The sequence below is a fragment of the Chitinivibrionales bacterium genome, assembly GCA_035516255.1.
Taxonomy (GTDB): domain Bacteria; phylum Fibrobacterota; class Chitinivibrionia; order Chitinivibrionales; family FEN-1185; genus FEN-1185.
This window is the reverse complement of sequence record DATJAL010000040.1, coordinates 12903-28442: the sequence shown is the minus strand read 5'-3', so window position 1 is coordinate 28442 and position 15540 is coordinate 12903. Positions and strand designations below refer to the sequence as shown.

The following is a 15540-nucleotide window of genomic DNA, read 5'->3' as shown; positions in this document are numbered from 1 at the left end:
GGCCTATCTCGGAAAGATCCGGACGAATGCCGACAGGCCCGGCAGCAGTGACACTCCGGCCGGGACCTGGACAACGGCGATCTTTATCGGCACGCGTTGCGTGATCTTGGTGAAATTCCCCGATGCGTTGCTCGGAGGAATGAGCGCGAATTCCGAGGCGGTCGAGCTTCCGATGCTTTCCACCTTCCCCTTCACGACGATGCCGGGAAACGCGTCGATCGAGATTTGCACGGGCATGCCCGGGCGAATCTCCCGCAGCTTGGTCTCCTCGTAGTTTGCCGTCACCCACACGTGCTTGTCATCGAACATGGAAAAGATGGCCTGTCCCGGCGATACGACGTCGCTTGCAAGCACCCAGCGGCGCGCGATCACGCCGGAAAACGGGGCGGTGATCACGGTGTTGGCGAGCTGCGTCTTTACTATGGCGAGATCGGCCTGTGCGGTGGCGACCTGCGCCTGGTCGCGGTCGATCTGCGCCTCGGCGAGCTTGCGCGCGTTGTCGGCGTGGTTGTACTGCTCCTGCGACACGATCTGGTTCTTGTACTGCTTTTCGATGCGTTCGAAATCGTCGATCGCCTTGTCGCGATTGACCGACGAGATCTCTACACTGCGCGTGATGAGCCGCAGCGACGCTTCCGCTTTCGCAAGCTGGGCGCGCAGGTCGGTGTCGTCGAGCACCGCGAGGGTGTCGCCCTGCCGCACGGTGTCGCCCTCGTCGTGCCGGAGCGCCGTGATGCGGCCGAGGATCTTTGAGCTTATGGTGGCACGGTACGCGTCCACGAACGCGTCGTCGGTCGCGACCGACGAGAAACGAACCACGTACCAGGCGCACACCGCTGCGATAACACCGATGATGAGAAGAAAAATGGGAATGATGACGCGCTTGCGCTTGAACATCGGAACATCGTCGATGGACTGGTCGCCGTTGTTCGGCGCTGCGGGTGCGTTCTGCGGCCGCTGCGTGAAATCAGGTTTTGACTGTTGCGAAGAAGAAGCGTTCATGCGTTTTTCATCCTGCTTCGTTGGGGTGACATGGCTTTGAGAAAAATCTCCAGAAAATAGAGCACTTCGTCCCGGTATGCCCGGATGTCGGAAGGTTTCGGCTCTCCGTCGCCCATGGTCTTGAAGAACCGAATGCGGAGTCCCTGTAGCGCGTGCTGGATCAGACGCGCGGCCCCTTGTGGAAAATCTACGCAAAACTCGTGCCGCCTTTTCCCTTCGCGGATGATGGTTTCCAGATACCGCGTCTCAGTGATGCTGAATTTGCGGAAAAGGTCGCGCATGATGGGTTTGACCGGCTCCGTGACGCGCGCCTCGATGATGCGCATGTCAAGCAACGATCCCTGCAGCCGAAGGTGCTCGGTAAAATACCCTGAAAGCTTCCGGGCCGCGGTTGCAGTGCCGCGGACGACCGCCTCGATGCGCTCGATAAAATTTTTTTGTTCCGTAGCGACCACACTGCGGAACATGTCCTCTTTTGTGGGGAAATAATAATAGAGCGCGGCCTTGCTCATGCCGAGGTCGGCCGCGATCTCGTCCATAGTCACCTTGGCAAGGCCGAAACGCGCAAAGCGTTTTTGCGCCGCGCCGAGGATGATCTCGTGCTTGTCCCGAGGAGTCTTTGTTGCCATAGGTTTTACTAAACTGACTATTTTACCAAAAAAGTCAGATGGTAAAATACTCCATTGCGCGGGAGAGGTGGTAAAAATATTTTATGCCCGATGAAGGGAGCGTCCTACGCTGATGCGGACCCGTTCGTGCCGGTCGGGGCAAGGGCGGCCGTGTCGACGTCCGCCTGGGGTGCGGCAAACGGCCTTGATTTCTTCAGGATTGCAAAATACCCTCTGTCAAGCAGGCGCGTGACACAATAGGCAAAAGAAATGGCGAGCCACAGGCCGAGCCTCCGCATGCCGGCGGCGAACCCGTAGATCTTCATGATGGTGAACGATTTTCTGAACGAATAGAACCGCAGCAGCGCGGTGTAGAATTCCTCCTGGAGCTCGGCCACGCTCATTTTTTTCGGATGGAACGTTGCGTGCATGAGGTCGAAATACCGCCAGTCCTTGGTCACCATTCTTTGTTCCTGGGCGTACTGGCGGTACACCGGCGTCTCGGGGAACGGCGTGAGCACCGCGGGCTGGAGCGTGAAGGCGTTGATGTCCCGGCAGAACCGCACCGCTTTCCGGATGTCCTCCCTGCTGTCGGTGTCGAGCCCCAGGACCAGGCTGGCCAGGAGTTTGATCTTGTATTTGCCGAGGTTGGGCACGCTGGCCAGGATGGGCTCGAGCCGTATCTTCTTGCCGATGTATTCCAGCGACGCCGGGTTGAGGCTCTCGAACCCGATCAGCACGCTGCGCAGGTGCGCGCGGGAAAGCAGCGACAGAAGCTCCTCGTCGAGCACCATGTCGGCGCGGCCGAAAAAGAACACGTCCCTGAAGATCAGGTTTTTCTCGATTGCCTTCGCCAGGATCTCCTTGGCACGCTTCCGGTTGCCCGTGAAATTGTCGTCCTGGAAATTGACATAGCGGAACCCGCGTTCTTTGTAATACGCCATCTCCGCCACGACGCTGTCCACGCCGCGCTCGCGGTACGGCGAGAACATCCGCGAGGTACTGCAGAAGCTGCAGGAGTAATGGCACCCGCGCGTGGTGAGGATGTTCGCCTCCCTGCAGGGCGTCTTGAGCAGGGAATAATCGGGGAATGGCGCAGCGTCGAGGTCATTGGGGTGGCCTGCGTCCACCACGGGCCCGGATGCCCGGCCCTCCATGACGTCGGCGATGACCTCCTCTGCCTCGCCGGTCACCACCGTGTCGCAATGCGCAAGCGTCTCCTGCGGTGCGACCGTCGCGTGCATACCGCCGATGACCACGCGCTTGCCTTTGCTTTTAAAATAATCGGCGATTGCGAACGCGCGCGGAGCGGTAGAGGTCATGGTGGAAATGCCGATGACGTCGGCGCCCATGAGCCGCTCGAGATTGACATGCGAGTAAAGTTCCTCATAGACCTCGGCGTGATGGCCGCGGTTGCGCAGGATGGTGGCGAGGATGAGCGGCCCAGTGATGGCGTTGGGCCGGGTATAGATGCTGTTGCCGAGCCGGTAGGGGAACGATTTTCTTATGTCGGCGGCCGGCGTGATGAATGCGATGTTCATGTTCTGCTGTTCCCTGTTCAGGTGTATTGTTTCGCCGCCATGACGAGCATCTGGAGCCGGTTCTCGAGGTTTGCCATGGAAACGTCGTAGTCGTAATCGAGGGCGAGAATGTTGATATACGGGAAACGCTCCTTGAGCGGCTTCACGATGCCCCTGCCCGTGATCTGGTTGGGCAGGCATCCGAACGGCTGGATGATCACGAACGACGTGACGCCCTTCTTTGCGTAATGCATGATTTCGGCGGGGATGAGCCACCCTTCGCCCGCCACGATCGCTGGGTCGATGAATCCGGTGATGCCCGCCGCGAGCTCGCTGATGACCGGCCGCGGCTCATAAAATCTGAACCGTCTTGCGATCGCCTCCACGCGGCCGAGCACATGGCGGAACGCGCATTCGGTGACAAAGGACTCGCACCGCTTGAGCAGCGGATACCGTGCAAGCCCGCGGCACGCCATGTGTTTGTCAACCACCACCTGCTTCGCGAAAAACGAGGCGATGTCAGGCAGCAACACCTCCATGCCGTTTTTCTCCAGGTAGCGCACGATCTGCCGGTTCGCGGTCTCGTGGTAGTTCATGAGGATTTCTCCTATGACAAGTACCCGCGGACGCTTGGCCGGCCGTTCGGCCGGCACCTGGTTGAACGCCGCCACAGCGCTGCGGAGTGCGGCAAGCGCTTTCCGGGGTCCCCGTTCCAGCGCGAGTGATATCCGGTCGAGGTGCTCCTCGTACAACCGTTCAACGCTTCCAGGCTCCCGCTCGTACGGCCGGGTGGCGCGGACCATGGCGTCGAGTGCGTCGGTGATTGCGGTGCCCCACAGCATCTTCAGCCTGAACCGTATGCCGGACGCGAACCCCGGATGAATGCGCTTGGTGTCCGCGCCCGTGGTGACGATCGCCACGTCGGTATATCCCGCGTCGTCAAGCGCCTTGCGCGTGAGCGCCGAATACTGGCCGGCGCGACAGTCCTCGCAGTTCTTGGCCAGCGTCACCGCCACTTCGCCCGGCGCCATGGCGCCGGTTGAAAGGAACTTGATAAATTCACCCACGTTGATCTGCGCCGGGAAGCAGGCGTCGTTGTGCACGAAGCGCTTGCCGAGCCGCTGCGCCTCGTGGTCAGCGAGCGGGAGCGTGAGCGACCGGTAGCCGAGACTCCGGAACACCGCGCTTGACATGGTGGAAAACGAACGCGACAGGTTGGGGATCACCATGACCCGCCTGCGCTTGTCGGCGCGGGTGAACGGGGGTGAAAACGGCCGGGGGAGCGCGGCCGCCGCGCGTGCCGCCGCCTTCATACGCGCCTCCGTTTCACCGTCTCGACGAACGACCGGATGCGGATGCTCAGCGCACCGAGGGCTTCTCCCTCGTCAATCTTGAGCACGAGCGGCTGTTTGCCCGACGACGTCTGCATGAGCCGGCAAAGCTCGTCGGCGATGATGGCGTCGTGGCCGCAGCCGAAACTGACGAGCTGCACCACCTCGAGGCAGGGATGCGCGGCCGCGAACAGGCCCGCGGCGTAAATTTCCGAATGGAACGGGTTGTACAGGTCGGGCCGCACGCGGCGCAGGTCGAGCTGCGCAACGTCCGGCAGGGAATCCATGGTGAGCAGGGGAATGCCGAGCGACGCGAATATTTCGGGAATGCCGTGGCTGATGTACGAATCGTAATGATACGGCCTCCCTGCCAGGATGACGCCCATGCCGCATGCCGCCTCTATTGTGTCAAGTACGCGTTTTCCCTCGGCGCGCATGGTCTGCCTGAATTGCTCCGCGGCTTTTTCCGCCTCCGCGATCGCGCGCCGGACTTCCCGTTTGTCGAGCCTGTATTCGGCGCACAAAAAGCGCGCCACCTGGCGGTCACGCATGCGTTTGTTGTTCCAGTAAAACGCCGGACTGTCGATCATGGTCGATCCGCGGGCGCCGGGCTTGTTCATGGCGTCAAGCACCACCGGGTAGCCCTGCAGCACCGGGCACATGTGAACCGCGCGCTTGTCCGAAAGCGTGGACGGCACCGCGATCATGAGCGGCATGAAGATGCGGTCGACCTTCTGCTCGAGCAGATACTCGATGTGGCCGTGCGCGATTTTTGCGGGAAAACAGATATTATCGGATGCGACATACCGCATGCCCTTCTCGTGCAGGCCGTGGTTGCTGCGGGGCGACGATTTAACGTCGTACCCGAGCGACGAGAACAGTGCTTTCCAGAAGGGAAAACTGTTGTAGAACTCCAGCACGCGCGGTATGCCGATGGTCTGGCCGCGGGCCGCCTGCGGCCGCGCCTCGCCGTAATCGGCAACGAGCGCCGCTTCGCGGAACCGGGCAAGCGACGCCGCAGGCTCCCGGTGCGCCGCGGCACGGGCGCCCTCGGTGGCGGTCTCCACGTTTCCCCTTTCGCAACGGTTGCCCGCGCAATACACCGCGCCGTTGTTGAACCGTACGACGGTCCGCTTGCAGCCGTTTGCGCAGCCGCCGCACTTGTCGTGCGTGACGCCCGAGCATTCAAACGAGCGCATGGCCTCGAACCCGATGAACGACGAACGGCCCGCTCCGGAGAGCGCTTCCCTGGTGAGCAGGGCAATGCCGAAGGCGCCCATTTCACCGGCATGCTGCGGCCGGATCACCTTCGCGCTCGTATGCTGCTCAAAGGCGCGCAGCACGGCGTCGTTCTTGAACGTGCCGCCCTGCACGACGATGGTGCTGCCGAGATACGACACGTTGCGGTCGCGGATCACCTTCATGAAAAGATTCTCCACAACGGAGCGGCACAGGCCCGCGATGATGTTTTCGACTGATTTGCCGTTTTTCTGCTCGGTGGTGATCGATGAATTCATGAACACCGTGCAGCGCGAACCGAGGTTGGACGGGCTGTCGGCGGTAAAGGCCAGGTCGGCGACTTTCTCTATGGGAATGTTCAGCGACGAAGACAGCGTCTCGATGAACGATCCGCACCCGGCAGAGCAGGCTTCATTGAGGTACAGGTCGCAGATCACGCCGCTTGATATCCGCATCGCCTTCATGTCCTGACCGCCGAGGTCGAGCACAAAGGTGGCGTTCGGGACAAGGTGCAGCGCGGCATGTGCGTGCGCGATGGTCTCCACGGTGTGGAAATCGGCGCCGAAGGCCTTGGCCACGAGCGCCTCGCCGTAGCCGGTGGTGCCCAGGCCCTTCACGTTGAGGCGAACGCCGCTTCTCAGGTAGGAGTCGTATATGTCAACAAGCGCCTTTTTCACCACGCCGAGGGGGTTGCCCGAATTCGACGCGTAGAACTTGTTGATGATGCCGCCGCCACCGTCCATGAGCACGAACTTGATGGTGGTCGATCCCGCGTCTATGCCGATGTACACGTCCTGCGCCGTTCCCGCGGTGATTTCCCTGGGGACAAACGGCGGCTCCGCATGGCGGCGGTGAAAGTCCTCGCGCTCTGTTGCCGAGCTGAAGAACGGCTGCGCCGGCATTGCATCAACGGCAAAAGCGCGGCTCGAATCGGAAAGCCGGGCAAGGGCCTTTCTGCCGAGGTACGGCTTATGCGATTCGGCGGGCACCACGCCCGCGGCCAGCGCGGCGCCGATGGCGACCGCCACCTGCGGCCACGGCGGGATGAGGATTTCTTCCTTGGCAAGGCCCAGGTGTTTCGCGAAAACGTTCACCAACTGGCGGTTGAACGTGAACGGGCCCCCGAGAAACACCACGGGCGCCGCGAGCTGCATGCCGTGGCCGAGCCCGGTGATGGTCTGCTTCGCCACCGCGTGGAACACCGACAGCACCACGTCTTCCCTGCGCGCGCCCATGTTGAGCAGCGGCTGCAGATCGGTCTTGGCGAACACACCGCACCGGCCAGAAATGTCAAAAACGTTGCTGCCGTTTCTTGCCGTTTCGTCGAACCGCTCGATGGGCAGGTCCAGCAGCCCGGCAATCTGGTCGATGAAAGCGCCCGTGCCGCCGGCGCAGCAGCCGTTCATCCTCATGTCGGTGAGTTTGGGCTTCCGGGTGTTCTCGTCTTCGCGGAAAAACAGGATCTTGGCGTCCTGGCCGCCCAGCTCGATGGAGGTCTTTGCAAAGGGGAACAATTCCGACACCGCGATGCTGTTGGCGATCACTTCCTGCACAAAGCACCCGCCGATGATGTCGGCGATGGGCTCCGCCCCGCTGCCGCAGATGCTCGTTTTGAGCGGGGCGAGCGGAAAGGCCTCATGCACTTCGGAAAGAAGCGCCGCAACGGTTTCGGCCTGCTTGGAAAAATGCCGCCGGTATTTCCAGAACAGCAGTTTTTTCTGCACCGGCTCAAGAACCGCGATCTTGGCGGTGGTGGAACCGACGTCTATCCCCACCCACAGTGCGCTGGTGATGTCTCGTGTGCCATGGATATATTCCTGCAATTGGTGCGGCGAGAGCTCCGTATGCCCGTCGTAATAATACGCCGGTATGGAATACAGCAGCGGTGCATTTGAAGGCTGCACTCCTACTGCAGGATCATTTTTTACGGCCTGCCGGGTTTGGGATAAAGGTTTTTCGCTCATACCTAAGTTAGCTTTGATTCAGATCAAAATGATTTTTCAACAAACATTGTTTGCGATTGCCTTGGGTGCAATGGTAAAAACCTCACTATTATATAAGAATGTGGTAAAGATGGCCGTTGGTTTGGGGTTTCGCCGAGTCCCAATTTCCCGAATGTTTGAAAATGCAAGGTGCCCAGGGAAAAAAGCAATTTTTTTATTATCGCGGCTTGAGAAGGACCATCACCTCAAGATTGGGGGTGCCGGGGAACATATCAAGGGGCAAAACGCGGGAAACAGAATATCCCACCCGTCTCCACTGATCCAATTCTTCAGGAATGATATCCACATTGCAGAAAATATGAAGGACTTTAAAAGGCATTCTGTTCGCAATGGCGCCAATAACGCCTTTCTCCGTGCCGCCGCGCGGCGGGTCGAGCATCACTACTTCGGGAATATCGCCGCGTATTGGAAGCATCTCCTCCAGGCCGCGGCTCGTTATCTGGCCGGTCATGAATCGCATTTTGCATGAGGCGGGCAGATCTTTTAAATGTCCCACGGAGTCGCGCGCCCTTCTGATTGACGCCGGGTCGCAATCTATGCCCCAGGCCTCGCCGAAATGTTTTCCAAGAAACAGGGTGAAAAGCCCGTAGCCGCAGTATAAGTCGACAAGCCGTATGCCGGCATTCTCTTTTACCGCAACCTCAAGGAGTCCGGCGGCCTTCTTGAGCATCAGCGGCACCATGGACTGGTTGACCTGGGAAAACGACAGCGCGTCGTACACATACGTCTGTCCGCCCGCCGAAAAACGCAGCGTGTCGGGCCCGAACAGCTTCTTGACGCCGCCCCGGCCTCCTGATTCCCTTTTGTCAATATAATACTTCGAGCTTGAAGGATCGAGGAACACGAACGACGACACCACGCCCATGCCCGCGCCCGACAGGTGTGCGCCGAGGATCTTGAGGTTGCGCACCGTCGGACCGTCGAGCTTGTGCATGTTGAAGATCACGCAGAATTCCTTGTACGATCCGCGGATGATCAGGTAATTGCAGCGCTTTGCCATGGGTGAGAAGAGCGGCTCGTTGAGCTTTTTCAGCAGCAGCTCATACAGCGCCGTGTGCTGCCGCGGCTCGAGCATGGCCTCGTTTCTGGTTTCGTCGGGCCGGTCGCGGCCGGCGTCGCCCATGCTGAGCACATACTTTCCAAAGGCGAAAACCACGCGGCGCTTGGTGGTGGTCCGGTACAGCCGTGAAAACGGCGACGCCGCCAGGGGCTCCCAATCGCCCTCGACCCTCTTTTTCCTGAAGAACTCGGTAAACGCCTTCTGCTTGAGCGCCATTTCGTCGCCGTAGGAAAGCGGCGCCAGCGGCGCCGCGCCGGTAATGCAGATCTCGTTGCCGGCAATGGCTTGCATGGTTTGGACGAAGGGGGAAAGCGGGAGGCGGGGGAAATAGTTCATGCTTCTTCCCCATCCTGCAGCGAACGTGTTTTTAAACGGGCTCGCATCATCCGTTCTCGTAGGCCGCCGTTTTCCAAAAAATCTTTTTCCAGTTTTCGAATTAGTTGATCTAAAAGGAAATTTGTCTGGTGAAGGAGGCAAATAATTGTATTTGCAGAAATTTCGGGAGATTCGTTTTCAATATAGGACCGATATATCACATATGACACATGTTCCCCATAGCCCAACTTTCGAATTATGAGAGAGTTTTTGTGATCTTTATCCCATAATGAAAACTTCCTTGTCCGCAAAAAATCTTGGTAATCTTCCAGCAATTCCTGCAAGCTTCCCCGTGCCACATTCGTCAGTTTTATTTCCGTTTCCTTTGATGTCCCCGAGTTCACGCTTCCTTCACCAATATTTTGTTTACCAGATCGCGCGGCCCCAATCATTTGGTCCGTAATTTTATAATTCTGTTTATAAAAACGGTCGCAGAAATAGACTGTAGCATCATAAATAATCACAGCTTTCTTATAAGAAAGCAAATCTTTGTAGCCACCATGAGGGGGAATAAAGCCGTCAGCCATCATTTTATCCTTATTATTAAAATATTTGATAACAACCTCTCTTTTATAACTACTTAATTGCGACCCCATTTAAACAAATATTCTCTGGGTCAAGCATCATAGATAACCAGGAGAGGTTCCGCCGTAAAATAATTATGTTTTTCTTCTTGCTTCTTCACAAATGAATTGTCATAATTGTAGAATATATAATGCTTAAAGCGGTTTTTTCGTGGTAAAAAAATGGCTACAGAACAAATCATAGTCAGACCCGATGATACAAAGCGCATCGAGCTGCCGGGAACAGTTTCGTTACCGGACGGCAAGAAGCCCATTAAACTGGGCTCCGGGGTCATATCGTCGCTCATCAGCGCAGGCGGTATGGCCATTGTCTATGAGATCTGGAACCCGGTGCTTGAAGTGAAGCGTGCCGTTAAACTTTTAAAGCCCGATCATACGAGGGAGTCTGAAGACCGTTTCCGCACCGAAATGAAAATCACGGCCAAATTGCACCATCCCAACATCGTCGAGATATATTCAGTGGGAACATGGAACGACCTGCCGTACATTGAAATGGAGCTTATCGACGGCGTGACGCTCGAAACGCTGATCGGTGAATCGGGCGGCCTGCCGCCCGAGGTGGTCACCTCCCTCGGCATCATGGTGGGGCGCGCGCTTAACTACGCCCACAATCAGTCTTACGTCCTTTACGGAAAGCATTTCAAAGGCGTGATCCACCGCGATCTGAAACCGAGCAACATCATGGTGGCAAAAGACGGCGTGGCAAAGCTCATGGACTTCGGCATTGCAAAGCCCATGGACGCGAGCATCCACACCGTAGACGGCACGGTGATGGGTACCATGCAGTACCTTGCGCCGGAACAGCTTGACGTGCAAGAAGTCGATGTGCGCGCCGACCTCTACTCGCTCGGCACCGTGCTTTACGAAGCGCTCACCGGCAGGCGGGCGTTTCCCGAGGAAAAGCTCGGCAAGCTGGTGACGGACAAGCTCAGCAACAACTACATCCCGCTTTCGAACGTCTCGGCAAAAATCCCCGCGGCGCTGAGCGGCCTGATCCAGCACTGCATCCGGAACGAAAAGGAAAAGCGCGTACAGAATTCGCTCGAATTCCTCCGATCCGTCTGCCGCATCCATAAAACGCTCACGCTCAGGGCGCCCGAGCAGATTCTCCAGCAATTCCTTGAAAAACGGGGAAAAGTCAAACACATCGTGAATTTCCATGACAAACGCAACATAGCGCCCTTCGTGATCGGGGCGACCATCGGTGCCGTGGTTTTAGCCGCTGCCTTTTTCGCGGGACTGTATGTGCTGAACCCCTCGCTCGCCGTACGGCTCCTTCCGCGTTCGGTTGCGACCGCATTGTACCCCGGGGAACCATCCGCGCCTCCGCCCCCTCATGCCGTTGCGCCTTCCGCGGCCGGGAACACCGATTCCCTTGCCGCGCAGCCGCAATCTCTTCCTGTTGAGGCCCCTGCCAAAACTGAAGAAAATATAAAAGACCTTGATGAAATTTTCACCGCCGGCGGCGCAGCGGCCAAGCCGGTTAAAACCAAACGCGGCGCAAAACATATCGGCGAGGTGAAACAGCCGGCGCAGGCCACACCTGTTCCGGCACCGGTTCCCGCGCCACAGCCGGTCGCGGATCAGACCGCCGGTTTGACCGGGCCCACCCTGCTTGACAAGCTAAAACAGCTGTACAGGACGTCGGACGTCATGACCATTTTCTCCCAGGAGGTGGAGGCGGGCCGTTTTACAAACGCGCTTGAGCTGTACAAGATGCTCGCGCCGGAACAGGCCGGTTCGAAAAAGTCCAAGCTGTATAAACTGCGGGCTCTCAAGGGAACGGGCGACAACGCCGCGGTAAAATCTTTTGTCGCCGCCAACACCATCGATGATGGCGAATTTTATCTTGAAAAGGCGCGCTGGAGTTACGTCGCAAAGGACTTTGTCCAGGCCTACGATCTGATAAAACGCGCATCGGTAACGCCCGCGGCATTTATGGACGGCCGCGCCTTCCGGGAACTCCTGCTGTATTCGAAGGCGCTCTGCGCAAGCGCGCTATACGATAGAAGCCCCTCCGACGATGCGAGAAAAGAGGCCATGGAGGCCTGGTATGACGTTAAAACGCTTTTTAAAACCTCTCCGGAGCATCGATATTATTTAAAAGCCGACGCGGAGATTCGGCGCATCAGCACGAGTGTGGCGGCAAAATAAACCGGTGCCGATATGAAAAAAATAAGTATCATTTTATTGCTTGTTTCCTGCGTATCGTTTGGCCAGGCCCCGAAACCCGCGCCGGTTGACACGGTCAAGAGCGTGTTCGACACCATTGCCGGCGACCTGCCCGCCGTTCTCGCCGCCAAAGACCATCCGTATTTTGTCGCGGGCGACCTCTATGTGCCGCAGGGAAAAACCGTGACGATTTCCGAGGGGACCGTACTGTGCTTCAAGAACTTCACGGGCCTGCACGTGCTGGGCACGCTGCAGGTCAGGGGCGGCAAGGACAGACCGGTGGTATTCACGTCGGTAAACGACAAGGCCTACAACAAGCGCAGCGCGGTGGACGCGGCGCCGTACGACTGGAACGGCATTTACATCCACGAAGACGCCATCGGCACCCAGCTTTCCTTTTGCGCGGTGATGTACTCCGTTGACGGGATAAGCTCACTCACCAAGTTTTTTAAACTGTCGCCCTGCCTCTTTCTGCACAACGGCAGGGGCAATCTCACCGTGCTGGGCGTTGCGTACAAGGTCTCGGACCAGCCGTACGAATACGCCGCCACGGTCACCGACGCGGTTTCGGGGGGAATCCCCATTACCCTGCTCAAAGACCCGCTCGCCCCCACGCGCAACACGATCCGCTACAGCGGCGTGGTGGCGACCGCCGTCGGGGTCATCGCGGCGCTCGTCGAGGCGAGCCAGCTCGCCACGTCGCAGCGGAATTTCAATTCCATCAACAGCACCGACAAGCTCAATCTCGCGGAGAATACCGGCGCCGCCTGGGAGGCGGCGAGAAACGCGAAAAACAACGACCTTGCGAACCTCATATCGAGCCTGGGCGTTATCGCGATAGGAACGGTGGGGATATGCTGGTCGTTCAGGTTTTAGACGTTTGAAGTTAATGTTGATTTACGATACTATCAAAGATCATAAATGAAAAATTTCATTAAATATTTATTGATCCCCCCGATGCTGAGCACGGCGTTCGTGTTCTGCGGCCGCGAATCAAACCCCTTTTCCGATTACGCAAACGCGGGCCTGTATTTGGAGCGCCAGAGCATCCACAACCGGGACACGCTCGAGATCTTCTCCACCGAAACCCTCCAGGTCCGCGTTGACGTCAAGGAACTCATGGACAGCTTTTCGGTTTCGGCGACCGCGAACCGCCTGTGGACATCCGCGGAATCAACGGTCGTAAAGTCGGATTTTTCAAAAGAACCGTTCGTGTTCCTCGTGTCGTTTTTCGACACGGGCTTGCAGTCGGTGGTCACCTCGGTGTACAAGTCCAACGGCGCGCGCGTCGTCGATTCGATGCACGTGTACCTGAAATCGCCGCTGCACCAGGACAGCCTTTTCGCGTTCGCGCGCGACTCGGTGACGTTCCGCACCCCGCGCGTGAAGGACCGCGACGTGATTTACAACTGGGCGCTCGGCGCGAGCGTGCGCTACGCCTCGCCGCTGTGCAGCACGCGGGTGTCGGCCGCTGCGCCGTTCTACGCGGGCATGGGAAGCCTCTGGGTATGGGACGGCCGCCATGTCTCGCCCGCCGACAGCTTCTTCTTCTCCCTGCGCGACACCGTGAAGCCCGTCATCGCATGCGTCAACACCGAGGTGATGCACGGCGACACGATCTTCACCAGCGATTCGGTGTTCGCGTTCAAGGCGCGCATCACCGACGACCTTTCGGGCACCGTGGATTCCGCTTCGGTCAACGGCCAGCCGTTCGACGGGAAAAACGGCAGCGATTACTACAAGCTGTTCGACAAGGTGTACACCTACACCGCGGCCGCGCCCCTTGTTCTTGCCGTGTACGCCCTCGACCACTTCCGCAACGGCAACGCGGCGCAGAAAACCTTCTGGCTGGTGTTTTCGACCACGGTGCCGCACGCGAAAAAGGCCAGCATTGTGGTGCTCACCCCGCCGCAGGACACCTCCGTGGTCGGGTCGGCGTCGTACATCTTGACCGGCCGCGTCGAAAATAACACGCTCGATTCGCTCAACCTCCTGCTTCGCCTGTTTGTCAACGACTCCGTCAACCCGGTGGTGAAGACGATCACCAATGCCGCGGCAACCTGGGACTGGACGGTGACGCTCAACCCCGGCCAGAACTCGGCGCGGCTCATCGCGGCGGACCAGAGCGGCACCGTGGTTGACTGGAAGGAGCTCCTGCTGATCTGCAACCCCGGCGGGCCCGATACGGTGCCGCCGCGCATCCTCGACGTGCTCGCCGATGGCAGCGTGGCGCAGGGGCTGTTCACCGACCGGTCGTCCGTGGTGATCGCGGTGCGCGCGCTCGACGACCAGAGCGGCATCGACACGCTCTGGATCAACGGCACGGTGGCGGCGCCGAACGGCCTCTGGTACTACGACACGGTGGCGCTGACCCACGCCAAGACGGGGAACGAGGTCGTGATCACCGCAGTTGACAAAAAGAGAAACAGGGTTCAGCAATCCGTGGTGATCTATAAAAACAGCCCGCCGGTCATCCAGCGGCCGCCGCGCTCCACCTACATCGAGGCAGGCCTGCCGTACGCCGACACGATGCAGGCGCTCGACGCGGACAACGACTCGCTTACCTACCAGGTTTCGCAGGGCCCCGCGGGTCTCGTGGTCGGGCCGCGCGGCATCATCACCTGGACGCCCGGCCAGGCCGACACCGGCGCGTATTCCGTGACCATCCGCGTGTTTGACGGGTACCAGCCGGTGTTCGCGACCTGCCTGCTGTATGTTTCGCTGCCGGGGCATCTGCCGCCCAAACCGGTGGCCTTCGGCACCAGGGCCGAGGATTTCCCGCAGTTCCTCTTCGCGGGCAGGGACACCCTCAAACAGGTGCTGACCGTTGCGCACGGCAGCGGCATCCCGCCGTTTGTCTTTTCCGCGCGCATCGTGGGGAAAAAGGCCCCGCTGCTCGACAACACCACCGACAGCCTGCTGGTATGGGCGCCGGGTCCGGGCGACACCGGCTACTGCCAGATTATTGCAATTGTCAAGGACCAGTTCCCGAGCACCGACACGCTGTACCCGCGCATCCTCGTGGTGCCGCCCGCCCGGCCGTGCTCGATATCGGTCTCGTATTCGGCCGACACGCTGCCCAACGGCGCCGTGAACCTCACCGACGTGCGCGCGCCGTTCACCATGGTGTTCCGGCTCCACGACCCGGACAACCCCTACGTCGACCGGCGCAGCGTGACGCTGTTCGACGCGCATTCGCACGCGACAAGCACCATCGACTCGGCGGTCGTCGACACGTTCCTCTACACCGTGGACCCCACCCTGTTCTCCGGCTACGACACCATCATCGCCACGGTGCGCGACCAGTCGTTCGTCGACTCGGTGATGGTGCGGCTGTATTTCGGCACGTCGATCGGCGTGCCGGCCGCGCTTTCGCCGCTCAACAACGCGGTGATCAACCAGTCGAGCGTGACACTGTCGTTCTCCTGTTCCAACCCCGACACCGCGGACCCGCTCTCGTTCGACGTCTATTTCGGCACCGATCCGCTTTCCCTGCAGCAGGTGGGGCCCATCTCCGCCACCTCCATCACCATGTACGGCCTGAGCCGGAACACCATCTACTACTGGCAGGTGGTGGCCAAAAACTCGAAGTCGCAATCCGAAAGCCCGCTCTGGCAGTTCTCCTCGGGCACGTTTTAATCGGTCT

General features: G+C 59.1%; 10 protein-coding genes. 3 read left to right on the top strand and 7 right to left on the bottom strand.

Going from position 1 to position 15540, the window contains the following annotated elements:
* Positions 1 to 3: 3 nt before the first annotated feature.
* The 7 genes from VLX68_11475 to VLX68_11445 all read right to left on the bottom strand — a co-directional run bounded on the left by VLX68_11475 (position 4) and on the right by VLX68_11445 (position 9668).
* The gene (locus VLX68_11475; protein HUI92857.1) at positions 4 to 1002 is read right to left on the bottom strand and encodes an HlyD family secretion protein; all 999 of its coding nucleotides are present in this window, start codon (positions 1000 to 1002) and stop codon (positions 4 to 6) included.
* Positions 999 to 1631, bottom strand: coding sequence for a TetR/AcrR family transcriptional regulator (locus VLX68_11470; protein HUI92856.1), 633 nt, complete (start codon positions 1629 to 1631; stop codon positions 999 to 1001). The genes VLX68_11475 and VLX68_11470 overlap by 4 nt, the downstream gene beginning before the upstream one ends.
* A gap of 104 nt (positions 1632 to 1735) precedes the next feature.
* Complete coding sequence (locus tag VLX68_11465) at positions 1736 to 3151, bottom strand: radical SAM protein (GenBank protein HUI92855.1); 1416 nt, start codon at positions 3149 to 3151, stop codon at positions 1736 to 1738.
* Between the two features lie 17 nt (positions 3152 to 3168).
* Entirely contained in the window at positions 3169 to 4443 is a 1275-nt protein-coding gene (locus tag VLX68_11460) for a hypothetical protein (GenBank protein HUI92854.1), read from the bottom strand.
* The gene (locus VLX68_11455) at positions 4440 to 7604 is read right to left on the bottom strand and encodes an acyl-CoA dehydratase activase (GenBank protein HUI92853.1); all 3165 of its coding nucleotides are present in this window, start codon (positions 7602 to 7604) and stop codon (positions 4440 to 4442) included. The genes VLX68_11460 and VLX68_11455 overlap by 4 nt, the downstream gene beginning before the upstream one ends.
* A gap of 256 nt (positions 7605 to 7860) precedes the next feature.
* Positions 7861 to 9099 carry a hypothetical protein gene (locus VLX68_11450; protein HUI92852.1) on the bottom strand — a complete coding sequence of 413 codons (1239 nt, stop codon included), beginning with the start codon at positions 9097 to 9099 and terminating at the stop codon, positions 7861 to 7863.
* Positions 9096 to 9668 carry a four helix bundle suffix domain-containing protein gene (locus VLX68_11445; GenBank protein HUI92851.1) on the bottom strand — a complete coding sequence of 191 codons (573 nt, stop codon included), beginning with the start codon at positions 9666 to 9668 and terminating at the stop codon, positions 9096 to 9098. The genes VLX68_11450 and VLX68_11445 overlap by 4 nt, the downstream gene beginning before the upstream one ends.
* A gap of 216 nt (positions 9669 to 9884) precedes the next feature.
* Here VLX68_11445 and VLX68_11440 point away from each other — a divergent pair, with 216 nt between their 5' ends.
* The 3 genes from VLX68_11440 to VLX68_11430 are packed head-to-tail and all read left to right on the top strand — an operon-like array spanning position 9885 to position 15533.
* A complete protein-coding gene (locus VLX68_11440; protein ID HUI92850.1) occupies positions 9885 to 11876 on the top strand; it encodes a serine/threonine-protein kinase in 1992 nt (663 codons plus the stop codon).
* Positions 11877 to 11888: 12 nt separating this feature from the next.
* Entirely contained in the window at positions 11889 to 12770 is an 882-nt protein-coding gene (locus VLX68_11435; GenBank protein ID HUI92849.1) for a hypothetical protein, read from the top strand.
* 45 nt (positions 12771 to 12815) lie between these two features.
* Complete coding sequence (locus tag VLX68_11430; GenBank protein HUI92848.1) at positions 12816 to 15533, top strand: putative Ig domain-containing protein; 2718 nt, start codon at positions 12816 to 12818, stop codon at positions 15531 to 15533.
* Positions 15534 to 15540: the final 7 nt, after the last annotated feature.